The following is a 25707-nucleotide window of genomic DNA, read 5'->3' as shown; positions in this document are numbered from 1 at the left end:
GGGCCACATCCTCGTACGCTGCGGGAGTGGGAGACCCGTTGCGGAAGGGGGAGCGCATGTCCATGCGGAAGGGTGCCAACGTACCGGTGCCGAGCGCCACGGTCCGGGTGGAGCTGGGGTGGCAAGGGGGTCCCGGAGCGCCTGACGTGGACGTGTCGGCCCTGCTGCTGACGACGGCGGGCAAGGTGCGGTCGGACGACGACTTCGTGTTCTACAACCAACCCGTGCACCCCAGTGGCGCCGTGCGCCACGAGGGACGGCGCCAGGACGGCACGGGCGTGCTCGAGACGATCGGGGTGACGCTGTCCGGGGTGGAGGAGGAGATCGGGACCGTGGTGGTCGCGGCTTCCACGGACGGCACGTTCGGTCGGGTGTCCGGCCTCTTCGTACGCGTACTGGACGCGCGCAGCGGCGCCGAGACCGCGCGGTTCGACGCCACGGACGCCACGACGGAGACCGCGTTCGTGCTCGGGGAGCTGTACCGGCGGGCCGGTGCGTGGAAGTTCCGGGCGGTGGGCCAGGGATACGCCTCCGGTCTGGCCGGGCTCGCCACCGACTTCGGGATCACGGTCGACGATCCCGCCCCGGCCCCGGTCCCGGTGCCCGCCCCGGTTCCGAGCCCCGCCCCACCCCCGCCGGTTCCCGTGCCGGTACGGCTGTCGAAGATCACCTTGACGAAGGCGGCCCCCGCGGTGTCGCTGACCAAGCAGGGGGCCACCTCAGGGGGCATGCGGGTCAATCTCACGTGGAGCGCCGCCGTGCCGCCGCGCGGCTGGATGCGGAAGGGGAAGGACGCCGTCCGGCTGGAGGACGTCGATCTCGACCTCTCCTGCCTGTGGGAGCTGCGGAACGGGACGAAGGGGATCGTCCACCCCATCGACAACCAGTTCGGCTCGTTCCACCAGCCGCCGTACATCCAGCTGGACCACGACGACCGGACCGGTGCCAGCGAGGCCGGCGAGAACCTCATGATCAACCTCGACCACGCGGCCGAGATCGAGCGCCTCCTGGTGTTCGTGGTCATCTACGCCGGGGCCACCAGTTTCGCGGGGCTCCAAGGGGTCGCCACGCTCCATCCGCCCGTCGGTCCGCCGATCGAGGTGCGCCTGGACGAATGCACCGTCCCGTCACCGGTGGCGGCGATCGCACTGATCGAGAACGTGGGCGGGGAGCTGATCGTCCGGCGGGAGGCGAAGTACCTCCTGCCGGCGCCCGGCGTCTTCAAACAGCAGGCGGCGGACATCGAGTACGGCTGGGGCATGAGCTGGCAGTCTGCGAGCAAGGACTGACCCGGCGGGCCCTCGCGCGCGCGGAGCCCGGGCCCGGCGGCCCGGGGCCGAGGTACCGCCGGGTCCCGGCCCTCATCCCGCCAGGTCCCCGGCGTCCAGCGGCCGCCGCCACACGATGCGCCGGTGCACGGCGTCCAGGTCGGCCTGGAGCGGGCTGGGCGGCACCGCGAGAACCGGGCAGGGGGCGCGGGCCAGGCAGTACCGCGCCACGGACGGGCGCAGCGCGCGCAGCAGGCGCCCGCGCGAGCCCGTACCGACGACGAGCAGGTCACCGGGGTCGCGGACGGTGTCCACCAGGGCCGCGCCCGGGGTGGCACGGACGGTCAGCGCGGCCAGTGCGACACCGGGCGGGCCCTGTCCGAAGGCGGTGCCGAGCACCTCCCGCAGCCGCCCGGCCGCCGCGTCGCGGCAGTCGGCGAGCAGGGGCGTTCCGCCGACGGAGGTCCGGGAGGCCGGCGCGCCGAGCGGTGGTTGCCAGGCCAGTACGACCCACAGCTCCGCGTCCCGCGTACGGGCCTCGGCGGCTGCCCGGTGCAATGCCGTCAGGCTTCCCAGGGATCCGCACGTGCCCGCCACCACTCGTCCTCGCACCGCTGCCCGCCTCTCCTGCCGCTGTCGCCTCTCGCACCCTTCATGAGAGCGGCGACAGCGGGGTGCACGGCCACTTCGCTGACGCCTTTCTGACGCCGGGAGCGCAGATCCGTACGGGTCCCTGACACGGTGGCCCGCCAAGGGCTCGTCCACACGTGTCAAAAAAACCTCGGAGGGGATGTCGAGAAGACATGACCGGCTCCGTCCCAGGGGTGAACGCGACCACAATGGGTCGCACCAGCACCGAGGAGAACCACCATGGCCAAGTACCTGCTGCTCAAGCACTACCGCGGCGCCCCGGCAGCGGTCAACGACGTGCCCATGGACCGGTGGACGCCCGAGGAGATCTCGGCGCACATCCAGTACATGAACGACTTCGCGGCCCGTCTCGAAAAGACCGGCGAGTTCGTCGACGGTCAGGCGCTCGCCCCCGAGGGGACCTTCGTCCGGTACGACGGGGAGGGACGTCCGCCGGTCACCGACGGCCCGTTCGCGGAGACCAAGGACCTGATCGCCGGCTGGATGGTGATCGACGTCGACAGCTATGAGCGCGCCCTCGAACTGGCCGGAGAGCTGTCGGCCGCCCCCGGGGCGGGCGGGAAGCCGATCCACGAGTGGCTCGAACTGCGTCCGTTCCTGGGCGCGCATCCCACCATCACGGAATGACCCCACCGATGGACGAGACCCTGCTCAGGGGCCTCACACCGAGCGTGCTCGGGATCCTCGTCCGCCGCGGAGCCGACTTCGCGGCGGCCGAGGACGCCGTCCAGGAAGCGCTGGTCGAGGCGGTCCGGACCTGGCCCGCCGAGCCTCCGCGGGACGCGAAGGGCTGGCTGGTCACCGTCGCCTGGCGCCGGTTCCTCGACGCGACCCGGTCGGACACCGCCCGCCGTCGGCGTGAGGACCTCCTGGACGAGGAGCCGCCGCCCGGGCCGGCGCCCGCGGTGGACGACACGCTCCAGCTGTACTTCCTGTGCGCCCATCCGTCGCTGACGCCGTCGTCCGCGGTGGCGCTCACGCTGCGCGCCGTCGGCGGGCTCACCACGCGTCAGATCGCCCAGGCCTACCTGGTGCCCGAGGCGACCATGGCGCAGCGCATCAGCCGGGCCAAGCGCACCGTATCCGGCGTACGGTTCGACCGGCCCGGCGACGTCGCGACGGTGCTGCGCGTCCTCTACCTGGTCTTCAACGAGGGCTACTCCGGCGACGTCGACCTCGCCGCCGAGGCCATCCGGCTCACCCGGCAGCTCGCGGCCCGGGTCGACCACCCCGAGGTGTCCGGGCTGCTCGCCCTCATGCTGATCCACCACGCCCGGCGCGCCACCCGGACCGCGCCCGACGGCAGTCTGGTGCCGCTCGCCGAGCAGGACCGCGGCCGGTGGGACACCGGGGCGATCGCCGAGGGCGTGCGGATCCTGCAGGCGGCCCTCGCCCGCGACCGGCTGGGCGAGTTCCAGGCCCAGGCGGCCATCGCGGCGCTCCACGCCGACGCGCCCACGGCCGGGCAGACCGACTGGGTGCAGATCGTCGAGTGGTACGACGAGCTCGCGCTCCTGACGGACAGCCCCGTCGTACGGCTCAACCGCGCGGTGGCCGTCGGTGAGGCCGACGGGCCGCGCGCCGGACTGGCGGCGCTCGCGGCGCTGGACGACACGCTGCCCCGGCACACCGCGGTGGCGGCGTACCTCCACGAGCGCGACGGCGACGTGGTGACGGCGGCGCGGCTGTACGCCGAGGCGGCCCGGAAGGCGCCCAACCTGGCCGAGCGCGATCACCTGACGCGCCAGGCCGCCCGGCTGAACAGCGCTCGCCGGTCCCCCTGACCGGGCGGCGGAACCGTCCGCCGATTCTGCCCCGTCGAGGTCGAGCGACGGCGTCAGGGCGTCACCGCGTACCGCCGTCGACCGGGGCGGCCGGCCGGTCGGGCGCCTCCTCCACCACGAGGTGTCCGGCCCCCGGCAGCACCCGCAGTTCGACGCCCAGCGTGCGGGTCACCGCCGCGCCGAGCCGCTTCGGCGGGAGGAACACGTCGTGCTCGCCGGTGAAGACCGTGCGGGTCACCGGCTTCGCCGGCAGGGCCGCCCTGCCGGGCGCCCCGCCGGAGCGGGAGTGCCGGGCCACCAGCGTCATCCACTCCACCAGCCGTTCCCTGGGCTCGTGGCCGGGGCGAGCACGGCCCGCAGGAGCCTGGCGCTGCTCCTCGGGGCGGGCCGCAGGAACCGTGCGGCGGAGGCGGCCAGCAGGCCAGGGGGCAGGCGCAGCCCGGTGAGGCCGCCGGTACCGGCGGACACGACATGGGTCTGCGCTCCGGCTGCGCCCACCACGGTCCGCTCCTGCGGTACGTCCCACCCGTCGAGCTGTTCGCCGCACCAGCGCCGGACGAGGTCCCGGCCCGCCGCGCTGCGGTAGATCGAGTCCGATGCCATCAGGACGGCCTCCCCTCGGCCGGTGCGGACGGCGCGAGCGCGGTGTGGAGGAGCCAGGCCGCCGCCGCGCCGACCGCGTACCAGAACAGGTCGGGTGCGTTGAAGGTGGAACCGAGGACCAGGTGGGCCGCGGTGCTGTGCCGGGAGAGCTCCGCGGGTACGGCGGTCAGCTGGAGGAACTCGACGGCCCAACTGGCGGCCAGCGCGGTCCCGGCCGCCCGCAGGGGTGTCAGCCGGGGCGCGACCAGCACGACGAGGGTCAGCAGCAGGACGGTGTACAGGGCGTCTCCCCCGTACTTCGCCGCGCTCCCCGCCGTGACGGCCCGCAACCCCAGCCCCGCGCCCACGGTCACCACCGCGGCCCCGGCCGCCACCAGCCGGGTCCGTCGGAGGTCGGGGGCTGCGGCGTTGTCACGGCATCGGGGTAGGGGATCCACGGGGCCATACTGCCGGAGCCCGACGGCTCAGCGGGTCGGGTAGTCCGTATAGCCGCGTGCGTCGCCGCCGAAGAAGGTGGCGGGGTCGGGGGTGTTGTACGGGCCTTCGGTGCGCAGGCGGTCCGGCAGGTCCGGGTTGGCCAGGAAGAGGGCTCCGAAGGCGAGGAGGTCGGCCACGCCGTCCTCGATCAGCGCGAGGGCGCGGTGATCGGTGGGGCCCTCGGTCGCCGGGTTCAGCACGAACGGACCGGAGAACTGCTTGCGCAGGGTGAGGGTGGCCTCCCGGGCCTCGGGGGCGTGCTCCAGGACGTGGAGGTAGGCCAGGCCGAGTCCGTCGATCTCCTTGACCAGGGCCTCGTAGACGGGCTGCGGGTCGGGCTCGGAGATGTCGTTGTACGTGTTGCCGGGCGAGACGCGCAGTGCGGTGCGCTCGGCGCCGATCGCGGCGGCCACCGCCTTGACCACCTCCACCGCGAAGCGGATCCGGTTCTCCACCGGCCCGCCCCACTCGTCGGTGCGCAGGTTGGAGCCGGGGGCCAGGAACTGGTGGATCAGGTATCCGTTGGCCCCGTGCAGCTCCACCCCGTCGAAGCCGGCCTCGACCGCGTTGCGGGCGGCCTGCGCGTAGTCGGCGACGGTCTGCCGCACCTCGGCCCCGGTCAGCTCGTGCGGGGTGACGAAGTCCTTCATGCCGTCGCCGGTGAAGAGCTGCCCCTGGGCGGCCACCGCCGACGGGGCGACGGGGACGAGGCCGTCGGGCAACAGGCTCGGGTGGCCGATGCGGCCGGAGTGCATCAGCTGGGCGAAGATCCGGCCGCCCGCCGCGTGCACGGAGTCGGTGACCTCGCGCCAGGCCGCGACCTGCTCGGCGCTGTGCAGGCCGGGGGTGAAGGGGTAGCCCTGTCCGACGACGGAGGGCTGGATCCCCTCGGTGATGATCAGACCGGCGGATGCGCGCTGGGTGTAGTACTCGGCGACGAGACCGGTCGCGATGCCGCCCTGACCTGCACGGCTACGGGTCATCGGGGCGAGGGCGATCCGGTTGGAGAGGGTTGCGCCGGCTACGTGGACCGGTTCGAAGGCGCTGGTCATTTCTGCCTCACAAGGATAGTTGGTCGGCCAATGATTGGCCGCGGGATGCAGCGTACCCCATTACTTGGCCGACCAAGATAAAATGTGGGCGGACGGTAGAATCCATCCGGAGATCTGCCGGACCGACCAGGAGGAGCACGTCCATGACCGCCGAATCCGTACAGGAGCCGCGCTCCGCCACGCAGTGCGCGGCGGTGCCGAGTGCGGTGCTGGACGGGCCGGTGAGCCATGCGATCAGCCGGGTCTCCCGGCTCCACCGGATCGCGGCGGGCCGGGTCCTGCGGGACCTGGGCCTGCACCCGGGGCAGGAGTTCCTGATGATGCACCTCTGGGACAGCGGGGCGGTGCGCCAGTCCGAGCTGATCAAGGCGGTCGGCCTCGACCCCTCGACGGTGACCAAGATGCTCCAGCGCCTGGAGCTCTCCGGCCATGTGCGGCGCAGCCCGGACCCGGCGGACCGGCGGGCCTCCCTGGTCGAGGCGACGGACGCCAGTCGCGGACTCCTGGTCGAGGTCCGCCGGGCATGGGGCGAACTGGAACGCCAGACCCTGGACGGCCTGGACACCGCCGAACGCGCCGAACTGGCCCGGCTGCTGGGCAAGGTCGAAGCCACCTTGTGCACGGAGCTCGCCCGCGGCTTCGGCGCGGAGTGCGACGCCGCCGCCGAGGGCCCGGGCGGCTGCTAGGGAGCGCCTTCCGCGCACCCGGTGGGCGATCTTGTCCGGTTTGACAGAGAATCGCCATGAGACACCCTCAGGCTCACCCGATGTCGGCATGCGCGGATCGACGGTCCGAAGGTCGTGGGATATGGCACCTGCAACGCTCCAGGGCGCGGAACGGACCGAGGACTCCCCCGCCCTGGATGATCCCGGGGCGCACGCGCCGGAGGAAACACGGGGGTGGTCACCCACTCCGGAGGAACTCGCTTCCGTCCGGACCACCGTGGCCCGGCTGAAGGCCGCCTACCCCTCGGTCGACGCGGACACCGTCGAGGCGGCGGTCACGGCCGCGTACGACTCGTTCGGGCAGGCCAGGGTCAGGAAATACGTCCCGATCCTGGCCGAACGCAGGGCTCGGAAGGCGCTCGCCGCCGCCAGGAGCACCCCGGACGTGGCGGGGAGGCGCGAGCGCTGATGTCCGACGAGAGAGCCGAACGCATCGCGGACTTCATCGAGCCGCTCCGGGTGCGACCGGGGTCGAAGGTGCGTCTGGAACGGGACTTCGATCCCCGCTACAAGGCCGGCATGAAGAAGCGGGAGGGGGCCGAACTCCTGCGGACCGGGGTGTCGCTGCTCGCCGAGTACCAGGAGCGGCTCGCCGCCCAGGACACGTACGGCGTGGTGCTCGCCCTCCAGGCGCTCGACGCCGGGGGCAAGGACGGGACCATCCGCCACGTGATGAGCGGCGTCAATCCCCAGGGCGTACGGGTCAGCAGCTTCAAGGTGCCCTCCTCCGAGGAACTCGACCACGACTATCTGTGGCGCTACGCCCGGCGGCTGCCCGAGCGCGGCGAGATCGCCATCTTCAACCGGTCGCACTACGAGGAGGTCCTCGTAGTGCGCGTCCACCCCGAGATCCTCCTCCGGCAGAAGCTGCCGGAGCACGTGCTCGGGCCGGACATCTGGGACCGGCGCTACCGGGAGATCAACCGCTGGGAGCGCTACCTCACGGACAACGGGTTCAAGGTGGTGAAGATCTTCCTGAACCTGTCCAAGGAGGAGCAGCGGACCCGCTTCCTGAAGCGGATCGACCTGCCGGAGAAGAACTGGAAGTTCTCCGCGGCCGACGTCCGGGAGCGGCGCCGGTGGGACGAGTACCAGCACGCGTTCTCCGAGATGCTGTCGGCCACGAGCACGAAGTGGGCGCCGTGGTACGTCGTGCCGGCGGACCGGAAGTGGTTCGCGCGGATCTGCGCGGCGGCGGTCCTCGCGCACACCCTGATGGACATCGATCCGCAGTACCCCGACGTGGGCGAGGAGGCCCGCAAGGATCTCCTCGTCACGAAGCGGAGCCTGGAGCGGGAGGCTCCGGCCGGCGCCCCGGCCGATCCGTACGCCGCCCGGCACGGCAAGCCGAAGAGCAAGCCGAAGAAGAAGCGTGGCTAGCGGCCCTCGGACGGCGCGCGGCCGGCCCGGACGCGTCCGCGGCCCCGGATCGGAGGCACAACCATGACGGTGCGGTCGGATTCCGTGGCGGAACAGCCGCGGGCTGCCGGGGACGGCTGGTACGCGCGCTCCCCCGAGGAGGTCGTGGCGGCGTTCGGCGTCGATCCCGCGGCCGGCCTGTCCGCGGCGCGGGCCGCGGAACTCTTGGCCGCGCACGGCCCGAACGCACTGCCGGAAGAGCAGCGGACGCCGGCCTGGCACCGGTTCCTCGCCCAGTACCGCAGTTACATGCAGATCGTCCTGGTGGCCGCGGCGATCGTCTCGCTGGTCATCCAGGAGTGGACCACCGCGATCCTGCTGATCGTACTGACGCTGCTGAACGCGGTCGTGGGCCTGCGCCAGGAGGGCAAGGCCGAGAGCGCCATGAACGCGCTGAAGTCGATGATGAAGGCGACGGCCCGGGTGCGCCGGGACGGCAGGGAGGCCGAAATCCCCGCCGAACATCTGGTCGACGGTGATGTCGTGCTCATCTCCGCCGGGGACCAGGTGCCGGCGGACGGACGTCTCATCGAGGCCAGCGCCCTGCAGATCGACGAGTCGGCGCTGACCGGTGAGAGCGTTCCCGCCGCGAAGGAGACCGGCCCGCTGCAGGGCACTGGGCTGTCGCCCGGCGACCAGACCAATACGGCGTTCATGAACACCCCGGTCACCCACGGCAGCGGCCTCATGATCGTCACCGCGACCGGCGCGGACACCGAGCTCGGCAAGATCTCCGGAATGCTGTCGGCCACCGAGAAGGAAGTACCGCCGCTGACCAAGGAGCTCGACCGGCTGACCCTGTGGATCACCGGCGCGGCGGGCCTCACCATGATCGTGATGTTCGCCCTGGGGCGCCAGCGGGACCAGGCCTGGGACGTGCTGTTCGTCAGCGCGGTCTCGCTGGCCATCGCGGCCATCCCCGAGGCTCTGCCGACCGTGACCCAGGCGATCCTGTCCGTCGGGAGCCTGAACCTGGCCAAGCGCAGCGCCATCGTCAAGGAGCTGCCGTCGGTGGAGACGCTGGCGTTCACCTCGGCGATCAACTCGGACAAGACCGGCACCCTGACGATGAACCAGATGACCGCCGTCGAAGTGCTGAGCCCCACCGACCGGTACACCGTGTCGGGCACGGGCTACGGACTCGAGGGGAAGGTCCACCACGCCGCCGGGTCGGCCGCGGGGATCGAGGACGCGATCCTGCCGTACGTGGTGGCCAGTGACGCCAAGCTGGTGGGCGGGGCGGTGGTGGGCGATCCGACCGAGGGGGCGCTGCTGGTGCTCGCCCACAAGGCCGGCCTGGACACCGACGCCACCAGGGACGCCCTCCCCCGGCTCGCCACCCTGCCGTTCGACCCCGAGTACAAGCTGATGGCCACCTTCCACTCGGCGGTCGACGCCTCCGGGCGGCAGGTCGTGCGCTGCTTCGTCAAGGGAGCGGCCCCCGCGGTGATGGCGCGGGCCACCACCGCCCTCGCGGCGGGCGAGGCGGTCCCGTGGGACGCCGATCTGCTCCGCCGGGCCGAGGAGCAGAGCGAGCGGATGGGCGGTGAGGGGCGGCGGGTGATGGCCGCGGCCGTGCGTGACCTCGACCCGGACGGCTTCGATCCGGAGGGCGACCTGCTCGCGTACGTCACCGAGCTGCGGATGACCAGTCTCGTCGGCATGGTCGACCCGCCCCGTGAGGAGGCCAAGGCCGCGGTGGCCGACGCGCAGGCGGCGCACATCCGGGTCCGCCTGGTGACCGGGGACGACGTCACGACCGGGGCGGCGATCGCCCGGCAGATCGGGATCCCGGGCGAGGCCGTGCTCGGCTCCGAATTCGCCGCCATGAGCGAGGAGGAGCAGCTCGCCCGCATCGAGGGGATCGGTGTGGTCGGGCGGGTCGCCCCGGAGCACAAGGTGCTGCTCGCGAACACGCTGAAGAAGAAGGGCGAGGTCGTGGCGATGACCGGGGACGGCGTCAACGACGCTCCCGCCATCAAGGCCGCCGACATCGGTATCGCCATGGGCAGCGGCACGGACGTGGCCAAGAACGCCGGCCGCATGATCCTCTCCGACGACAACTTCGCCACCATCGTCTACGCCGTCGAGCAGGGCCGGACGATCTACGACAACCTCACCAAGTACATCCGGTTCGTTCTGCTCCTGCTGGTCACGTTCGTGCTGACGTTCCTCGGGGCGACCGTCTTCAACATCGCCGCCGGTGAACCGTTCACGCCGCCGCAGGTGCTGTGGATCCACTTCGTCGTCAACGCCTCCTTCGGCTTCGCCCTCGGCTTCGACCGGGAGAGCGCCGGACTCATGAGGCGCCGGCCGCGTCCGCGCGGAGAATCGGTGCTCACCCGTCCCGTGCTGGTCACGGTCGGGCTCGGCGGGCTGGCGATCACCATCCTCCTGCTCGGACTGATCACGCTCGGCGAGAGCCACTTCGCCAACGTCGAGATCGGCCGGTCGATCGCGTTCACGGCCTTCTCCCTGTGCCTGATCGTGGCGGCGTTCGAATGCCGCAGCGAAACGGATTCCGTGCTGACGACCTCCACGTTCGACAGCAAGCAGATGAACTGGGTCGCCCTCGCGCAGTTCGTGCTCTCCGTCCTGGTGACCCAGACGGACGGCTTCCAGCGCGTCCTCGGGACGACCGACATCAACGCGCGGCAGTTCGGCTGGGCGCTGCTGGCCGCGGTCGTGCTCCTGCTCGTATGGGAGCTGGGCAAGCTCGTGGCCCGCCGGTCCAGGGCCGCGTGAGGAAGGCGGGTCCGTGACCACCCGGCACGACGGCCGCGGGGTGCTCTCCCGCTTCCGGTCGGTGCCCGGGATCCGCGCGGTGTCGACCTACCGGCGCGCGTGGCTGCCCAAGGACCTGGTCGCGGGAGTCGTCCTGACCACGCTGCTGGTGCCGCAGGGCATGGCCTACGCCGAGCTGGCGGGCCTGCCGGCCATCACCGGCCTGTACACGACGATCCTCTGCCTGCTCGGGTACGCGGTGTTCGGGCCCTCCCGGATCCTGGTGCTGGGCCCGGACTCCTCGCTGGGTCCGATGATCGCCGCCACCGTCCTGCCCCTGGTGGCGGCCGACGGGGACCCCGACCGGGCCGTCGCACTCGCGTCGATGCTCGCGGTCATGGTGGCGGCCATCATGATCCTGGCCTCGGTGGCGAAGCTCGGCTTCATCGCCGACCTGATCTCCAAACCGACGATGATCGGCTACATGAACGGCCTGGCCCTGACCATTCTCATCGGCCAGCTCCCCAAGCTGCTCGGCTTCAAGGTCGATGCGGACAACCTGATCGGCGAGTGTGCCGGCCTCGTGCGGATGATCGCCGACGGGGCGACGGTACCGGCCGCCGCGGCCGTGGGCCTCGGCGGAATCGCGCTGATCCTGATCCTGCAGCGCTTCCTGCCGAAGGTTCCCGCGGTACTCGTGATGGTGGTCCTGGCGATCGCCGCCGCCACCGTCTTCGACCTGGACGAGCACGGCGTCGGCCTGGTCGGCGTACTGCCGGAGGGTTTCCCGCCGTTCACGCTCCCCGATGTGCGGCCCTCCGACCTCGCGCCACTGCTCGGCGGTGCGCTGGGCATCGCCCTGGTGTCGCTGGCCGACACGATCTCCAACGCGTCCGCCTTCGCGGCCCGCACGGGCCAGGAGGTCCGCGGCAACCAGGAGATGGCCGGCGTCGGTGCGGCCAACCTGGCGGCCGCACTCTTCCAGGGCTTCCCCGTCAGCACCAGCGGGTCCCGGACGGCTGTGGCGGAGCGCGCGGGGGCCCGGACCCAGCTCACCGGGGTCGTCGGGGCGGCGCTGATCGTCCTCATGCTCGTGCTGGCTCCGGGGCTGTTCCGCAACCTCCCCCAGCCGGCCCTCGCGGCCGTGGTCATCACCGCGTCGCTGTCCCTGGCCGACGTACCGGGAGCCGTACGGCTGTGGCGGCAGCGGCGGGCCGAGTTCCTGCTCTGCTTCGCGGCCTTCGCCGGCGTGGCCCTGCTCGGCGTGCTGCCCGGCATCGCCATCGCCGTGGGCCTGTCCGTACTCAACGTCTTCCGACGGGCCTGGTGGCCGTACGACACCGTGCTGGGGCGGGTGCGGGGCCTGGAGGGCTACCACGACATCCGCTCCTACCCCGCGGCCGAGCAACTGCCGGGCCTGGTGATCTACCGGTTCGACGCCCCGCTCTTCTTCGCCAACGCCAAGACCTTCCGGGACGAGGTCAGGCGGCTGGCCGCCGCGGATCCGCGGCCGAGCTGGATCGTGGTCGCGGCGGAGCCCATGACGGACGTGGACACCACCGCCGCCGACATCCTGGAGGAGCTCGACGAGGCGCTCAACGCGGACGGCGTGCACCTGGTGTTCGCCGAACTCAAGGACCCGGTGCGGCGGAAGATCGAGCGGTACGAACTCACCCGGACCATCGACCCCCGGCACTTCTTCCCCACCGTGGAGGCCGCGGTGGCGGCCTTCCGACTGCGCACCGGAGCGCAGTGGACCGCGCCGGGCCCCGACACGCCCACGGGCCCGGAATGACGGCCCGAGCCCCGGATGGCACGACCGGCGGAGCCGGGGCACCATGGCCGTGGAGGACGCCATGAACCAGGACCCGCAGGTACCTCCCGCGCAGGACGAGCCGGCACGCAAACACCGTCTGCTGCCCCGCCTGACGCTGCCCGGCTGCTGGGGCGCGCTCCTGCTGGCCTGTCTGTCCTTCACCCCGTCACTGCTCCCCCGCGGCGGCGTACTCCAGGGCCTGATCTGCGGTATCAGCGCGGCCATCGGCTACGGGCTGGGCGTGGTCGCGGCGTACGTGTGGCGCGCCTTCGCCGACCGGGAGGCACGCAGCCCCGCGCGCCGGTCGTGGCTCGTCCTGATCGTCGGCGCGGTGGTGCTCTTCGGCGTCGCGTTCGGGCTCGGCCAGTACTGGCAGCACCAGATCCGGCTGCTCATGGGGGTCACCGACTACAACGTCCTGTTCACCGTCGCCTGCCCGTTCGTCGCGGTCCTCGTCTTCCTGCTCCTGCTCCTGGCCGGGCGGGGACTCCGGGCCCTGTACCACCGGGCCGCCGACCTGCTCGGGCGCTGGATCGGCAGGCGCGCCGCGCGGGTGGTCGGCTGGATCCTGGTGGCGGGCCTGGCGTGGGCCGCGTTCTCCGGGCTGCTGCTGAACGGCTTCGTGAACGCGTCCAACGAGGCCTTCTCGCTGCGTGACACGGAGACCCCGGAAGGCGTGCACCAGCCCACGTCGGCGCTGCGTTCGGGCGGGCCCGGCTCGCTGGTGCCGTGGGACTCGCTGGGCAGGGAGGGCCGGGCGTTCGCCGACGGAGGACCGTCGGCCCAGGAGATCGGCGCGTTCACCCACCGCACGGCGCAGGAGCCCATCCGCGCCTACGCCGGGCTGGAGACCTCCGACGACACGGAGACCCGGGCGGCCCGGGCGGTCGCGGACCTCGAACGGGCGGGCGGCTTCACGCGCGAGAACCTGCTCGTGATGACCACCACGGGCAGCGGTTGGGTGGATCCCGCGGCTGTGGACTCGTTCGAGTACCTGGGCAACGGCGACGCGGCCACCGTGGCGATCCAGTACTCGTACCTGCCGTCGTGGATGTCGTACCTGGTGGACCAGTCCAAGGCGCGCGCGGCCGGCCGTGATCTCTTCGACGCGGTCTACGACAAATGGTCCAAGCTGCCCCAGGACCGGCGCCCGCGCCTGTTCGTGGCGGGTGAGAGCCTGGGGTCGTTCGGCGGTGAGACGGCCTTCAGCGGGGAGGCCGACCTGCGCAACCGCACCGCGGGCACCGTGTTCGCCGGCCCGCCCAACTTCAACACGCTGTTCCGCGAGTTCAGCGACCACCGCGACGCGGGCAGCCACGAGATCGAACCCGTCTACCGGGAGGGGCGGACCGTCCGCTTCACCGACGACCCGGCCACCGGGACGCCGCCGGCCGACCGGCCGTGGGACGGCCCGCGGGTGCTCTACCTGATGCACCCGTCCGATCCGATCGTCTGGTGGAGCCCGAACCTGGCCCTCACCGAGCCCGACTGGATCGGGGAGCGGCCCGGCTCGGACGTGCTCGAAGCCATGGTCTGGATTCCGTTCGTGACCTTCTGGCAGGTCACCGCCGACCTGCCGTTCTCGACCGGCGTTCCGGACGGCCACGGCCACACGTACAAGGCCGCGTACGTCGACGCCTGGAAGGACATCATGCGGCCCGAAGGATTCACCGCGCAGGACCTGAACGAGCTGAAGGGCATCGTCTCGCCGCAGCACTGAGCCCACCCCGCCCCGGTCAGCGCAGCAGGTACCCGACGGCGTAGCCGAACGCGTTGACCGCCCAGTGCAGGCCCATGGGAGCCAGCAGGCTGCCGCTGCGGCGGCGCAGTTCGCAGAACAGGACACCGGCCGCCGTCGTGAACAGCACGGCGCCCAGCACCGCCAGCACCGCCCCGAGCCCGGAGTCGCCGACGACCGAGTTCACGGCCGGTTTCGCGGTGGCCAGGTGCAGCGACGGCAGCACGTGCCACAGGCCGAACAGCAGACTCGACACGGCGGTCGCCCAGAGCGCCCCGCGGACGCGGTACACGAGGCCGTAGAGCACGCCGCGGAAGGCGACCTCCTCCACCAGGACCGTGCCGACGGGGACCAGTACGAACACGCGGAGCAGTACCTCGCCGCCGTCCATCGCCTCGTACCGCCGGTCCTCGAACAGCCCCCTGGTGGCCGGGATCAGCGCCCCGGCCAGGTAGACGACGCCGACCAGGCCGATCAGGACCGCCGCCCAGCGGGCGCCGCGGGCCAGCGTGTCCCGGGCCAGACCCGCGTCCGCGAGGGTGCCGCCGGCCCAGCTCAGCACACCGAGCAGCAGGCCGCTGACCACGACGGCCGTCACCAGGCCCCACAGGCCCGTCCAGCGGTTCAGGGCCACGTTGGCGGCGCCGAGGACGGCCACCGCGGCCGCCACGGCCGGCCAGGTGCCGATGCGTCGCGGGCGTCGGCCGTATCGCCGCCCGGCGTCATCGGCGGTGCTGCGGGGCATGAGAACCCACCTCGGTCCCGGTCATGACGACAGGTCGGTCGGCCTCATCTTGCACCGTCACCGCGGAACTCGACGGCCGCAACCCCGGCTCGCCGACGCACGGTGGACCGAGCGGCGGACGACGCTGTCGATCCGGCGCCCGGTTCGCGGGGTGTCCGCGTCAGTAGTCGATGCGGTCGGTCTTGGCCACCCACGCGTCGAACGGCGCCGTCCGGTTGGGCAGGTCCAGGCGCTCGATCGCCAGCGGCCACTTCGACGCGGGCTGCTTCTCGAACAGGTCGTAGAACTTGCGGTCGTCGAAACCGGCCACCGCGGCGTCGTCCCGGTCGGCGGCGAAGACGATCCGGTCGACGCGCGCCCACAGCGCCGAGGAGAGGCACATCGGACACGGTTCGCACGAGGTCACCAGGACACAGCCTTCGAGTGAGAAGGTGTCCAGCTCCTGGCAGGCGGCCCGCATCGCGCTCACCTCGGCGTGGGCGGTCGGGTCCAGGGTGGAGGTGACCCGGTTGTTCCCGATCGCGACGATCTCGCCGCCCTTGGCGACCAGGGCGCCGAACGGCCCGCCGCCGTTCGCCACGCTGTTCGTGGCCAGTCTGATCGCCTCGTCCAGCCAGGTGCGCTCGAGGTCCTGGATGTTCACTTCTTGGGTGTGCGCGGTCACGGTCACTCCTTGGGAGACGGTGGGGGATTTCCCTGGTGTCCCGCCCATCGGGGACAGCAGGGGCACGGTGCGGATGGCGAGTTCCGCGGTGACGGTGACGCCCGGATCGAGTCGGGCCATGGCGAGCGGCCGGACGGACGACGTCTCGCTCAAGGCTCCCTCTCCCCCGCTTCGCTGCATCGTGTGTGAAGGAGTACACAGGCAACCGGGGGGAGTCAGGCAGGGACGGAAGACATGAAAACGCCCCCTGGCTGAAACCTACTCTTCGTGCAGAACTACAAGACCCGTTCCCCGGGCATGACATGGCCTCTGGTCGATGATCCAGCGGACGCCCGCGGAGAGAACCTTCCAGGTGAGCACGGCAGTTGACGACGCAGGCCCGGCCGGACCGATCGGCGGGGGCGAAGCGGAACGCCACGCGGCCCGCGCCGGTGACCGCGCGCATCCAGGCCACGGGGCGCCGTGAGGCCTCGGACCCTGCTTCGCGCGACCTCCCCGGGGCGCAACCGGAAGCTGTCGGCGGGGGTCCGAACACCCGTCAGGCGGTCACTCGAGGCCGGCCGCCACGGCCTCGCCCGTACACCTCTCGGTCAGATAGGGGCGGATGTCGTGTGCGCGTGCACCGTTGTGCGTACGGATGTTGCGGACCCGCGGCCCGAACGCCGGCCGCAGGTCCTTCTCCAGCGCGACGACATCGGCGGCGTCGGCCACGTTCGTCCAGGTGAGGCTGTCGTCGCCCGGCCAGACGCCCGTACCGTCCGTCCCGGGCGGTGGACGCAGGCGGTCGAAGATGAGGCTGCGGATCCCCAGCGGCGAGCCCACGGTCACGAACGCGCGCACCCGATGGCGGTGTCGGGAGGCGCACAGGGCCTCGTAGGCGACCACCGAGCCGAGCGAATGCGCCACCACCACCTGGACCTCCTCGGTCAGCAGGTCCGAGACGCGCCGACGGGCCTTCAGACGCGTGGCGGGATCCAGCAGATAGGCGCGGACCTGCTTCAGGTCGCCCACCATCGACCGCAGGGCGATCCCGGTCATGAAGGGCGAGGCGCTCAGGGCGCGGAGCGCAGCCTGGGCCGTGCGGGGGGTGCGGGCGAGGGTGTCGGCGCCGGGAGGGACCACGGCGGGGTCGGCCGAGGCGGCGGCCTCCCACCAGGCCGCGAGCAGCTCGCTCTCGAACCCCTCTGCCACGTCACCGGCGCGGTAGGCGGGCTCCCCGACCGCGAGCAGCTCGCCCGGCGGGCGGAAGAGGTCGCCGTAGAAGGCCATGCCGACATCGCCGTCCGCGGCCGCCCCCGCGGCCCCGGCGCGGGTCAGGCCGTCCCTGAGGGCGGGCAGCCACTCGGCGAGCAGGTCCTGCTCACCACGCAGTTGCTGCGCCATTCCGTGTACGCAGAGAATCCGCAAGGCCCCCGCCCCACCTTTCACCGACCGTGCCGGACCAGTGCAGGGTAAGGGGTGGATCGCCGGGCGCGCCGGGCATTGGGCGGAACCCGGCGCCGCACGCTCCCCTCCCGCTCAGCGGCAGGCGTCGATCTCGTGCTGCCACGCGCGGGACGGGAAGGCCTGGGGATAGAGCCGGGCGCACGTGTCCAGGTGGGCGCGGAAGGCCGTGCGCAGGCGGCGCGCGTAGTGGGCGCACAGGGCCTCCGGGGGCGTTCCGGTGGCCGCTGCGTGGACGACCGCCGTGGCCAGGACGGCCGTACGGAGCGCCTGGGCCGTGCCGGTGCCGCTGAGCGGGTCGTAGCGGATGGCGCCCGCGCCGACGAGGAGCCGCCCGGGGGTGTGCGTGGTCGGGGCGGTCGCCGGGGTGCGGTGGAGGCGGGGGGCGGCCGGCAGCGAGACGGCGGCGGCGGGTGCCCGCAGGAGTCGGGGGGCCAGGGCGGAGGCGGCGAGCAGGCGGCCCAGCAGGTTCTCGGGGTGGGATGCGGGACCCGGGATCATGGCCTGCAGCAGGGCGTTGCCGTCACCCAGCGGAGTGAGGTGGAGCCAGGCGAGTTCGGTGCAGGCGAGGCGGGCAGTGGTGTCGTCCTGGCCGGGTGCGAGGGCCGCTTCGCCGGCCAGCAGCCGGCGGCGGCCGGCTGTCCACCGGTCGTCGGGGTGGGAGGCGGCCGTGACCGTCCACTGGGGTACGCCGCCCCTCCCGGACTCTTCGGCAACGGTGTCCGGATGGTGTGCGGCGAGGCGGTCGAGCAGCCGGGCGGCGAGCCGGGCCCCGTCCACCACCACGGCCGGCGCGCCGACGGGCGGGGCGGCCGGACCGGCGCCCCAGCGGGCCCGCCGGTGGGTCAGTCGATGGGTGACGAGGCCCAGTTCGGCCGGCCCGCCGATGCCCCACAGGGACCGGAGCAGGGCCAGGGTGGATTCGCCCAGCAGGAGCGGGCGCCGGCCCTGGTCCGGGCGCGGCCGGAGCCGGACCCGGTGGCCCCGCGCGGCGAGGAGCCAGGCGCAGGTGACCTCGGCCAGCCCGGAGCCGGCGATCGTGACGTCGGCTCGGCTCATCGCGAGCCGAAGGCGGCGATCAGCGCGTCGGTGTCGGCCTGATGGCGGGTCATCATCTCGCGTACCCCGTCGACGGCGAGGGCGTTGATGCTCTGCCGCACCGCGCCGGAAGCCCGCGCGGCGGCCAGGGCGGCCCGGCCGTCGCCGGGTTCCGGGCCGGGCGCGGGAGCCGGAGCGGACGTGGAAGCGGCTGCGGACGCGATCGGCTGCTCGCCGGCGGGGGCGGGCGCCGCGGGGAGCTTGGTGAAGCGGGGAGCGACACCGCGTGACGCGAGGAGGTGGTTGAGTTCGTGGAGGTTGGACATCGTCCGGCGGGCCTGCTCGATCAGCACCCCGCCCGAGGTGTCGCCCCGTTCCAGCGTGGACTCCAGGGCGCCCAGCAGCATGGTGTAGTTCAGCGCCGACAGTTCGACCAGCTGGACGTCCAGCGCAGTACCCGGATCGGTGCGCAGCGGCCGGAGGTACTCGTCGGGGGAAAGCTCCGCGAGATGGTTCTTGACCGCGGTGAAGCGGTGGTAGTGGTCGTCGCCCTCGTCGATGATGAGCTTGATGAGGTGCGCCAGCCGGTCCGCCTCCGGGAAGAGCTCCGGGCGGTGGACGATGGTCTCGTGCAGCTTGACGTACATCCCGTCGATGCCCTGCGGGTCGGCGCTCACCGCGCTGGGGCGCTCCACGGCGATGAACAGGTCCAGTTGTCCGGGTGTGAGGGGCTGCGGATCGAAGCACCGGCCCGTCCGGGGCTGGATGACGGTGTCGTGCCGGGGCGGTTCGAGCCGCGGTGGCCGGCCGAGTGTGCCGAGGATTTCGTTGACCCATCTCAGGTGGCGCATCTCGTCCACCGCGACGGAGAACACCTCCGCGGCGGCCGCGTAGATCTTCCGGGCCCGCGCTCCCTCGGGCGTGGCCGGGTCGTGCACGGCCGGGTCGAAGACGGGCGGGGCGTCGAGGGAGTAGTGCGCGTAGAGGTACTCGAGGCACAGCGCGTGCTCGACGCCGGCGAGCCGTTCCAGCTCCTGGATCACCTGGGCGCGCGTCATCGGCCGGAGTCCGGACCAGTCCGGCAGTTCCATGCCGTCGTCCTCGCGGCCGTTGAGGACGACGGGCAGCACGTTCCAGTTCGCGATCAGGGCGGGGTGGTCGAACTCCTTGGCGGCGCGGCCCCGGATGGTGGGGATGTCGGGCTCGGGCGGGTTGGTGGTGCGGTCGCGGCGCTGGAAGTTGAGGTTGCGGTGCACGCCGTCGGAGCTGGTGGAGATGTCCGGCTTGGAGGCGGCCCAGTAGTAGCAGCCGCATTCGCGGAAGTCGTACTGCCAGGGCGCGCAGAGGCTTCGGGTGAGGTCGCCGGCCTGGTACACGTCGGGGTCGATGACCCCGTCCGAATCGAGGTAGCGGGCCCGGTCGGCGAACAGGACGGCCCATTCCAGTACACCGTCCGCGTCGCGCGACACCTCGGTCCGGCCCTGCGTCCGCCAGGCGTTGAGGCCGCCGTCCGGTACCCAGAACGCACCCGGGGAGGTGCTGCCCGGGGTGCGGCCGAGGACGACGGCCACCCGGCCCGGGAGCAGGTCGTGCACCCGGCGCCACAGTTCCAGCCCGGTGCGCTCGGTCGCGTGGAACACCGGCGCGTCCGCCTCCTCCTGGTCCACCGTGGTGCGCCCGCAGACGGCCCACAGGTAGAGCGGCTGCGGGTCCTGCGGCGTTCCCGTGTCCAGGTCGGCGTCGGTGATGCCCTGGGCGGCGGCGGCACCGCCGGTGACGGCCAGCACCCGCGATCCGCTCGCGTGGTGGAAGTCGACCGTCAGGCCGGGGAAGAACGCCTTCTCCAGGTTGCGCTGGTCGAATTCCAGGCCGGGGAAGCAGTTGTCGACGCCGCTCTCCGGGCGGGAGCCGGACGGGTTGCCGCGGACCACGTGGTCGGCCCGTGCCGTGAGATTGCGGGGGAAGATCTTCCCCTCGGGTACGGGGAGGTCGACGCTTCCGGGAGTGGGGGCGTTCATGGCGGCTCCTTCGGCCGGATGGGGCGGGGCGCGGGTCAGCGGGCCAGGGCGGCCGGATCGCCCGGGAGGTCGGATGCGGTCGGATTCCGGAAGAACTCCGGTGCGGCCTGGGAGAGTTCGACGTAGGCGCGCAGGCAGAAGGCCAGCCAGCCGCGGATGTAGTCGCAGCCGGGCCGGCCGCGCCGGGTGACCTCGTGGTAGCAGCCGCCGCCGCACAGGTAGCGGGCCCAGCAGGACCGGCAGGGCTCGGCCCGGTCCACGTGGCGGGCCGCCAGATGGGCCGCTCTGGCGCCTTGGTCGGGTCCCTGGGCCAGCGAGCCCATGGCGAAGGCCGGATCGTCGACCAGCCGGTGGCAGGCGTAGAGGCCGCCCTCGGCGGAGGCGCTGAGGTATCCGGCGCCGGCGCCGCAGGGGTACGGGCGATGGCCGCCGGTGTGCAGTTCGTACATCGCCGTCTGGAAGTTGCCGAAGGGGTACGGGCGGCCCGCCGCCAGCTCGCGCAGCGCCGCTTCCCCGCACTCGACCATCTGTTGGAGGAATCCGGTGAAGGTGTCGGTGCCGATCTCGTAGGCGGGGTCCGGGGCGCTCACCACCGCGGCGAAGCCGACCTCGTCGAAGCCGAGGCCGATGCCGTGCTCCAGGATGTCGAGCAGCCGTCCGGTGTACGGGGTCACGCTCACCCGGGCCGAGAGGTGGCGCGGCCTTCCGTGCCGCTCCAGCACCTCCAGCCCGGCCCGCAGCCGTTCGTACGCGCTGCCCCCGCCCGGGGCCCGGCGCAGTGCGTCGTGGCCGGCCCGGTCGCCGTCGAGGCTGACGGCCACGGTGAAGGGGTGGGCGGCGAACAGTTCCGCGTCCGCGGGCCGGACCGTGGTGAGGTTGGTGGTGAGCGCGAAGCGGACGGCGTGCCCGGTGGCGGCTCCGGCCCGGGTCGCGTACGCGACGACCTCGTGCACCAGGTCGCGGGCGAGCAGTGGCTCGCCGCCCATGAACCCGACCACCACCGCCGCGTCCGGGGCGGCCTCGGCGAGGAGCCGGTCCACTGCGGCGAACGCGGTCTCGCGGGGCATGGCCCGGGCGGAGCCGCCGAACCGGCCCTCGTCGGCGTAGCAGTGGCCGCAGCTGAGGTTGCAGGCCTGCATCACGTTGAGCGAGAGGGAGGACAGCGGCGGTACGGCGGCCGGGGTGCCGTCGATCCGCGGGGCCGGCATGCCCGCCCCGCCCCAGAGCGGCAGACCCAGTCCGGCGGCGAGGTCGGCGTCCTGGGCCGGGTCGTGGGCGGCGGCCGTCCACCGCTCCAGGCGGTCCGCGGCCTCTTCCGGGAGGTCGTAGATCCGGCTGCCGTCGGCGACGAACAGGTGGGCTCCGTGGGCGCTGCGGAACACCCTGGTCTCGGCGTCGAGGCCGAGCGGGCCCGGGGCGGCTCCGGAGGCGGGCCGCGGTTCGCGTTCCGGCGGCCTCCTGCCGATCTGCAGCAGGACGCTCATGTCCCCTCCTCGACCCGTTCGCGCAGCGAACCGACCCAGGCCACCAGGAGGTCGTACTGGCGGCGGGTCAGGTGCATGGGGAAGGCGTCGGATCCCCGTACCGCGACCGGCATCCGGCGGTCGTACCAGACGTCCTCGGACCCCGGCTCCCTGATGACCCGTTCGATGAGGCCGGGCTGTTCGCGGAACATGTCCTCCAGGGCCTCCAGCGCGACGAAGCGGCGGTGCCGGCGGCGGCCGCGCTCGGTGAGCGCGAGGATCACCCCCAGCAGGGGTTCCGGCGGGCTGAAGGTCCGGGCCCGGGCCGGGCCGGTGGGCAGGCCGAGGTCCTCGGCCGTGCTCTCGTTCTCCAGCGTCGCCCGATCGTTCTGCGCGTCGACGTTGACGGCGTCCATGGCCTCCAGCACCCGTTCGAACAGGTCGCGCACTTCCAGCGCGGTCAGTTGCGGGTGCTCGGCGACGTAGGCGGGGTCGCGGACCTCGCCGCGCTTGACGCGGTCCGCCAGGCCGTCGGCCAGCGAAGTGAAGGGTCTGCGGTCGGGCGCGAAATCGGGCGGGGTGACGACGATGCGCGCGCGGGCCGACAGGCCGCCCGGCAGGGTGACGGTGACCAGCCCGTCGCACACGTCGTCGACCAGGCCGAGGCTCTTCTCCCCGTCCTCCTCCCGCGAACCCGCGAACAGCCCCCCGGGAACCGTCCGCGGATCTCCCTCGCCGGTGAACTCGCACCAGCGCGCGTCCGGGGAGAGGAACAGGCGCGCGTCGGGCAGGACGAACCGCCGGGAGCGCTCCGGAAGGTCCGTGGGGCCGTACACCGCTCCGGTGGCGGGGGTGAATCGCAGCCGGAGTTCGGGGAACCGGTCGTCGGGTCTGGTCACCTGGACGGACCCGAGCGGTACGTGCCGCCCCTCCGGGACCAGCGGCCGGTCGGCTCCCTGCGGCGAGCGCCCCTGCAGCGGCCTGCGCAGGTGGTCGTCACCGGCCAGCTCCACGGCGGCCTCGATCCGGTCACCCGGTGAGAGGGTGCAGTGGTGCGCCTTCAGGTTGGCGACCTCCACCTGCCAGCGCACGTCGGCGAGTTCCGTTCCGGCGGCCGCCAGCACCTCGGCGGTGAGCGGGCCGGTGTGCCGCTCGCCGTCGACCGTCCACGCACCGTGCACCTCGAAGAAGGGGCAGAGCGGACGGAAGCCGTCGGCGTCCTTGAACAGGACGCGGTCCCCCTCCGGCTCCCGCTCCGTCAGGGTCCCGTCCTCGGCGACGTCGAGGGAGGGCCTGGGCTCGACGACGGTCTTTCCGGTGCCGCGCGGCGTCAGGTCGCTCATGCCCCAGCGGTAGTTGTCACAGGGCACGGGGGACGGGCCCAGCCGGGCGAAGGCGAGCGGTGGATGGAGCCAGATCCGTTCGATCACTGTGAGTCTCCGTTTCCTTCCAGGGGCCCGGGATCCGAGGGGTCCGGGGAATCCGGGCAGCGGGGGCGGCCGTTCAGCCGAATGCCTCGGCCCCCGGATAGGGGGCCCCGTCCCGTACGGGCGGAACCAGGTACGTACCGGCCGCCCGTACCGCCAGCAGCCGCCCGGCCGGTCCGTCCGGACCGGGCTGCCCGCCGAAGTTGACGCCGCCCAGCCAGCCGCGCTGGGTGAGGATGCGCAGCACCCGTTCGGGGCTGTCCTGGAAGCCGATGAAGTTCAGTCCGGCCCGGAAGCCCGGGGCGGCCGCGACCGGTTCGAAGAACTCGTACCCCTGCCGGAACACCCGCAGCGAGCCGCTCTGGTCGGGGTCGGCGGTGGCGGTCAGATTGGCCCGCCGCACATGGGCGGTGAGCAGCACCGGATCGGCGGTGGGCCGTGGCTCCAGGAACTCCTCGTTGCCCGGCTGCGTCACCTCGGTGGTCCCGGCCACCGGGCAGCCCTCGGCCGGTACGGGCCGCCCTTCGGTGTCGCGGCCGGTGAGCGGGGCTCCGGTGAGCTTGTCCCGGCCGACGAGGAACTCCTGCTGCGCGCGCGGCAGGACGTGCCACTGGTCGAGGTCGACGGTGAGGCGGGCGAAGACCAGGCACGTACCGCCGATCGTCCAGGGGTCCGAGCCGGCGTCTTCCGCCCCGATGCTGATGACCCGTTCCCGGTCGGCGCTGCCCAGGTTGGACACGCCGTCGTGGAAGCCGATCCAGCTGCGCCGGTCGTCGCGCTGGAATCCGGTGTGGATGCCCGCGATCTCCAGCGTGGCCGTCCGCGTGTCGCCGGTGCGCGCGCCGCGCAGCAGCTTCCACAGTTCCACCACGGCACGCGAGACCGCGAGCTGGGTGTCCGCGGTGAGCTGCAGGCAGAACTCCTCCGTGGCGTCGTTGCGGACGACGTCCGGCGCGTAGGACAGGCCCCCGCCGACCAGCAGCGGCCCGCCTCCGGTGGGGCGGGGCGAGCGGAACCGCAGGCGCGGGCCGAGTACGGCCGGGCACGGGAGTTTCGCGCCGGCGATGTCGAACGCCTTCGGGCCGAGGCCGAGCAGGAATTCCAGGCCGGCGCTCGGCACCGGGTGGCCCGGCAGCTCCGGCACGACGCCGTCGGCGAGGCCGCGCAGCATCGCGGTGACCTCGCGCAGCGCGCCGTCGACGGCGGCGGCGCCGGCCTCCGGGTCGGCCCTCAGGAACACGAGCGCCAGATGGCCGGGCGGGCGCCGGCCGGGCCCGTGGTAGATCCCGTCCTGGAGGACGCTCATCTCCCGCCCCGGGGGCGGCTGCCCACGGGTGCGGGCCGCAGGGTCTCGGCGTCGAAGGCTTCCTTCAGCGGCCCGACGGTGTCGGTGCACACGCTCGCGTCCCGGCAGCGGATGGCCCCGGTGGAGTCGGCGAGGACCACGAAGTCACCGGGCGGTACGGGTGCCGGTGCGCCGAGCGCGACCACCGGGCCCACCTGTACCTGGCGGACGACCTGGTAGCCACCGGTCAGGGGCTCCTCCGCGTCGCCCTCCACCACGGTGATCTCGTCGAGGAAGTGCGGGGCGTCGTCCGGCGGGCCGAACTCCAGCCGCTGGACCAGCCCCTGCCGGCCGCGCCCCAGCCGGATCCACGGTTCCGGGACGGGGCCGCCCTCGAAGAGGAAGACCTCGGAGGTGAACTGCTGGATGTACATGCCCAGCGGATCGGCGAAGGACACGGTCCGGCCGTGGAAGGCGGCGTCCGCCGCGGCCAGGGCGGCGGCCGGGTCGGCATGGCGGCAGGACAGGGCTTCGAGCCCGGGCTGCTGTCGGAAGATCTGGTCCCGGCCGGCGGGTTCGAAGCCGCCCGCGGAGTTCCGGCGGGCATAGGGCTGGGCGCCGAACATCACGATGTAGATCAGGTCGTCCAGCCCGTTGATGGGGTGGGCCATGAACAGGGCGTTGACCGCGTTGAGCGAGCCCGCCGGGTCGGCCGGGACACCGGCGTCGATCAGGTCGCGGTGCTGTCCGTGGCCGGTCAGGTGGCGGGCGAAGGCCACGCGGCGCTGGGCCGGGGAGAGCGCCTGCGGGTCCGCGACGGCCGGTCCGTAGAGTTCCTGCCAGCGCGGTTCGGTGCCGAGCGTCCCGGTGAGGATCTCCCGCAGGCGGGCCGGGGCGTGCTCGGCGAGCATCAGGTAGTACTCGGGGAGCTCGGTGGTGACCTGCACCCGCTTGGGGCGCATCCGTCCCTCGGTGTCGGCCGCGCTGATGACCGCGTACTCGCAGTATTCGTTGTGCAGGGCGCGGCGGCCGCGTACGCCCCAGTCGGACAGCGCGCGGGCCGTGGCGGCGTCGAAGCAGAACTCCGGCTCGGCCGGATTGCCGAACCAGGTGACGGCCACCCGCTCGGCGGCCGGATCGTCGGGTTCCAGGGTGAAGAACTTGCTCCCCAGATCGGGCTCCAGGGTCCTGAACTGGCGGTCGATCTCCTTGTTCCAGCGGTCCAGGAGATCGGGGGTCAGGTCGTCGGCCAGTCCGGGCACGGAAAACGGCACGTCGGTACCTCCTGACGGGGCGTGACCCCGTAGGTGACGTTGTGAGCGACGCAGATCGTGACACAGAGTATCCGCTCATTCACGGAAAGTAGT

Annotated in this window: 23 protein-coding genes; 9 read left to right on the top strand and 14 right to left on the bottom strand. The window is 72.7% G+C overall.

Annotated elements, in window-relative coordinates; all coding sequences use genetic code 11:
* Positions 1 to 56: 56 nt before the first annotated feature.
* Positions 57 to 1289, top strand: coding sequence for a TerD family protein (locus JYK04_RS37400; protein WP_189745170.1), 1233 nt, complete (start codon positions 57 to 59; stop codon positions 1287 to 1289).
* Positions 1290 to 1361: 72 nt separating this feature from the next.
* Here the strand turns inward: JYK04_RS37400 and JYK04_RS37395 are convergent, their stop codons facing one another.
* Complete coding sequence (locus JYK04_RS37395; RefSeq protein ID WP_229876731.1) at positions 1362 to 1826, bottom strand: universal stress protein; 465 nt, start codon at positions 1824 to 1826, stop codon at positions 1362 to 1364.
* Positions 1827 to 2138: 312 nt separating this feature from the next.
* Between JYK04_RS37395 and JYK04_RS37390 the strand changes: the two genes are divergently transcribed.
* Together JYK04_RS37390 and JYK04_RS37385 are read left to right on the top strand one after the other, a co-directional pair.
* On the top strand, positions 2139 to 2546 hold the full coding sequence (locus JYK04_RS37390) for a YciI family protein (RefSeq protein WP_189745174.1): 408 nt from the start codon (positions 2139 to 2141) through the stop codon (positions 2544 to 2546).
* Between the two features lie 8 nt (positions 2547 to 2554).
* The gene (locus tag JYK04_RS37385) at positions 2555 to 3703 is read left to right on the top strand and encodes an RNA polymerase sigma factor (protein WP_189745426.1); all 1149 of its coding nucleotides are present in this window, start codon (positions 2555 to 2557) and stop codon (positions 3701 to 3703) included.
* Between the two features lie 61 nt (positions 3704 to 3764).
* Here the strand turns inward: JYK04_RS37385 and JYK04_RS37380 are convergent, their stop codons facing one another.
* From JYK04_RS37380 to JYK04_RS37365, 4 genes are read right to left on the bottom strand one after another with little or no spacing between them, the layout of a single operon-like run.
* Entirely contained in the window at positions 3765 to 4019 is a 255-nt protein-coding gene (locus JYK04_RS37380; protein WP_202185960.1) for an alpha/beta fold hydrolase, read from the bottom strand.
* The gene (locus JYK04_RS37375; RefSeq protein WP_202185959.1) at positions 4007 to 4306 is read right to left on the bottom strand and encodes a hypothetical protein; all 300 of its coding nucleotides are present in this window, start codon (positions 4304 to 4306) and stop codon (positions 4007 to 4009) included. The genes JYK04_RS37380 and JYK04_RS37375 overlap by 13 nt, the downstream gene beginning before the upstream one ends.
* Entirely contained in the window at positions 4306 to 4743 is a 438-nt protein-coding gene (locus JYK04_RS37370) for a ribosomal maturation YjgA family protein (protein ID WP_229876732.1), read from the bottom strand. The genes JYK04_RS37375 and JYK04_RS37370 overlap by 1 nt, the downstream gene beginning before the upstream one ends.
* Positions 4744 to 4770: 27 nt before the next feature.
* Positions 4771 to 5835: an alkene reductase gene (locus JYK04_RS37365; protein WP_189745176.1), complete on the bottom strand. Its 1065-nt coding sequence runs from the start codon at positions 5833 to 5835 to the stop codon at positions 4771 to 4773.
* 143 nt (positions 5836 to 5978) lie between these two features.
* Between JYK04_RS37365 and JYK04_RS37360 the strand changes: the two genes are divergently transcribed.
* The 6 genes from JYK04_RS37360 to JYK04_RS37335 all read left to right on the top strand — a co-directional run bounded on the left by JYK04_RS37360 (position 5979) and on the right by JYK04_RS37335 (position 14239).
* A complete protein-coding gene (locus tag JYK04_RS37360; protein WP_189745178.1) occupies positions 5979 to 6521 on the top strand; it encodes a MarR family winged helix-turn-helix transcriptional regulator in 543 nt (180 codons plus the stop codon).
* Between the two features lie 121 nt (positions 6522 to 6642).
* Positions 6643 to 6969: a three-helix bundle dimerization domain-containing protein gene (locus JYK04_RS37355; RefSeq protein WP_202185958.1), complete on the top strand. Its 327-nt coding sequence runs from the start codon at positions 6643 to 6645 to the stop codon at positions 6967 to 6969.
* The gene (locus JYK04_RS37350) at positions 6969 to 7940 is read left to right on the top strand and encodes a polyphosphate kinase 2 family protein (RefSeq protein ID WP_189745180.1); all 972 of its coding nucleotides are present in this window, start codon (positions 6969 to 6971) and stop codon (positions 7938 to 7940) included. The genes JYK04_RS37355 and JYK04_RS37350 overlap by 1 nt, the downstream gene beginning before the upstream one ends.
* Positions 7941 to 8003: 63 nt before the next feature.
* On the top strand, positions 8004 to 10724 hold the full coding sequence (locus JYK04_RS37345; protein ID WP_189745182.1) for a cation-translocating P-type ATPase: 2721 nt from the start codon (positions 8004 to 8006) through the stop codon (positions 10722 to 10724).
* A gap of 13 nt (positions 10725 to 10737) precedes the next feature.
* A complete protein-coding gene (locus JYK04_RS37340) occupies positions 10738 to 12498 on the top strand; it encodes a SulP family inorganic anion transporter (protein ID WP_189745184.1) in 1761 nt (586 codons plus the stop codon).
* Between the two features lie 43 nt (positions 12499 to 12541).
* Entirely contained in the window at positions 12542 to 14239 is a 1698-nt protein-coding gene (locus JYK04_RS37335) for an alpha/beta hydrolase (protein ID WP_189745187.1), read from the top strand.
* 16 nt (positions 14240 to 14255) lie between these two features.
* On the opposite strand, the gene JYK04_RS37330 is transcribed toward JYK04_RS37335, so the two are convergent.
* The 9 genes from JYK04_RS37330 to JYK04_RS37290 form a co-directional block, all read right to left on the bottom strand.
* A complete protein-coding gene (locus tag JYK04_RS37330; RefSeq protein ID WP_189745189.1) occupies positions 14256 to 15002 on the bottom strand; it encodes a CPBP family intramembrane glutamic endopeptidase in 747 nt (248 codons plus the stop codon).
* Positions 15003 to 15162: 160 nt separating this feature from the next.
* Positions 15163 to 15672, bottom strand: a complete 510-nt coding sequence (locus JYK04_RS37325) for a nucleoside deaminase (RefSeq protein ID WP_202185997.1) — start codon at positions 15670 to 15672, stop codon at positions 15163 to 15165.
* A gap of 540 nt (positions 15673 to 16212) precedes the next feature.
* Positions 16213 to 17049, bottom strand: a complete 837-nt coding sequence (locus tag JYK04_RS37320) for a lipase family protein (protein WP_189745191.1) — start codon at positions 17047 to 17049, stop codon at positions 16213 to 16215.
* A gap of 135 nt (positions 17050 to 17184) precedes the next feature.
* Positions 17185 to 18168 (bottom strand): hypothetical protein, encoded by a 984-nt coding sequence (locus JYK04_RS37315; protein ID WP_189745193.1) that lies wholly within the window; start codon positions 18166 to 18168, stop codon positions 17185 to 17187.
* On the bottom strand, positions 18165 to 20165 hold the full coding sequence (locus JYK04_RS42045; protein WP_189745195.1) for a ferritin-like domain-containing protein: 2001 nt from the start codon (positions 20163 to 20165) through the stop codon (positions 18165 to 18167). The genes JYK04_RS37315 and JYK04_RS42045 overlap by 4 nt, the downstream gene beginning before the upstream one ends.
* A gap of 35 nt (positions 20166 to 20200) precedes the next feature.
* Positions 20201 to 21649: a radical SAM/SPASM domain-containing protein gene (locus JYK04_RS37305; RefSeq protein ID WP_189745197.1), complete on the bottom strand. Its 1449-nt coding sequence runs from the start codon at positions 21647 to 21649 to the stop codon at positions 20201 to 20203.
* Positions 21646 to 23058, bottom strand: coding sequence for a hypothetical protein (locus JYK04_RS37300; RefSeq protein WP_189745199.1), 1413 nt, complete (start codon positions 23056 to 23058; stop codon positions 21646 to 21648). The genes JYK04_RS37305 and JYK04_RS37300 overlap by 4 nt, the downstream gene beginning before the upstream one ends.
* Before the next feature lie 73 nt (positions 23059 to 23131).
* Entirely contained in the window at positions 23132 to 24361 is a 1230-nt protein-coding gene (locus tag JYK04_RS37295) for a Dyp-type peroxidase (protein WP_189745201.1), read from the bottom strand.
* Positions 24358 to 25614, bottom strand: coding sequence for a hypothetical protein (locus tag JYK04_RS37290; RefSeq protein ID WP_189745203.1), 1257 nt, complete (start codon positions 25612 to 25614; stop codon positions 24358 to 24360). The genes JYK04_RS37295 and JYK04_RS37290 overlap by 4 nt, the downstream gene beginning before the upstream one ends.
* Positions 25615 to 25707: the final 93 nt, after the last annotated feature.

The organism is Streptomyces nojiriensis (genome assembly GCF_017639205.1).
Taxonomy (GTDB): domain Bacteria; phylum Actinomycetota; class Actinomycetes; order Streptomycetales; family Streptomycetaceae; genus Streptomyces; species Streptomyces nojiriensis.
The sequence above is the reverse complement of the archived record's forward strand: the minus strand, read 5'-3'. Positions and strand labels throughout refer to the sequence as shown.

What these genes read in the sequence shown, in the direction of transcription:
- JYK04_RS37400 (WP_189745170.1), top strand. Translation starts at nt 57, where the DNA reads ATGTCCATGCGGAAGGGTGCCAACGTACCGGTGCCGAGCGCCACGGTC.
- JYK04_RS37390 (WP_189745174.1), top strand. Translation starts at nt 2,139, where the DNA reads ATGGCCAAGTACCTGCTGCTCAAGCACTACCGCGGCGCCCCGGCAGCG.
- JYK04_RS37385 (WP_189745426.1), top strand. Translation starts at nt 2,555, where the DNA reads ATGGACGAGACCCTGCTCAGGGGCCTCACACCGAGCGTGCTCGGGATC.
- JYK04_RS37375 (WP_202185959.1), bottom strand. Translation starts at nt 4,306, where the DNA reads ATGGCATCGGACTCGATCTACCGCAGCGCGGCGGGCCGGGACCTCGTC.
- JYK04_RS37365 (WP_189745176.1), bottom strand. Translation starts at nt 5,835, where the DNA reads ATGACCAGCGCCTTCGAACCGGTCCACGTAGCCGGCGCAACCCTCTCC.
- JYK04_RS37360 (WP_189745178.1), top strand. Translation starts at nt 5,979, where the DNA reads ATGACCGCCGAATCCGTACAGGAGCCGCGCTCCGCCACGCAGTGCGCG.
- JYK04_RS37355 (WP_202185958.1), top strand. Translation starts at nt 6,643, where the DNA reads ATGGCACCTGCAACGCTCCAGGGCGCGGAACGGACCGAGGACTCCCCC.
- JYK04_RS37350 (WP_189745180.1), top strand. Translation starts at nt 6,969, where the DNA reads ATGTCCGACGAGAGAGCCGAACGCATCGCGGACTTCATCGAGCCGCTC.
- JYK04_RS37345 (WP_189745182.1), top strand. Translation starts at nt 8,004, where the DNA reads ATGACGGTGCGGTCGGATTCCGTGGCGGAACAGCCGCGGGCTGCCGGG.
- JYK04_RS37335 (WP_189745187.1), top strand. Translation starts at nt 12,542, where the DNA reads ATGGCCGTGGAGGACGCCATGAACCAGGACCCGCAGGTACCTCCCGCG.
- JYK04_RS37330 (WP_189745189.1), bottom strand. Translation starts at nt 15,002, where the DNA reads ATGCCCCGCAGCACCGCCGATGACGCCGGGCGGCGATACGGCCGACGC.
- JYK04_RS37320 (WP_189745191.1), bottom strand. Translation starts at nt 17,049, where the DNA reads ATGGCGCAGCAACTGCGTGGTGAGCAGGACCTGCTCGCCGAGTGGCTG.
- JYK04_RS37315 (WP_189745193.1), bottom strand. Translation starts at nt 18,168, where the DNA reads ATGAGCCGAGCCGACGTCACGATCGCCGGCTCCGGGCTGGCCGAGGTC.
- JYK04_RS42045 (WP_189745195.1), bottom strand. Translation starts at nt 20,165, where the DNA reads ATGAACGCCCCCACTCCCGGAAGCGTCGACCTCCCCGTACCCGAGGGG.
- JYK04_RS37305 (WP_189745197.1), bottom strand. Translation starts at nt 21,649, where the DNA reads ATGAGCGTCCTGCTGCAGATCGGCAGGAGGCCGCCGGAACGCGAACCG.
- JYK04_RS37295 (WP_189745201.1), bottom strand. Translation starts at nt 24,361, where the DNA reads ATGAGCGTCCTCCAGGACGGGATCTACCACGGGCCCGGCCGGCGCCCG.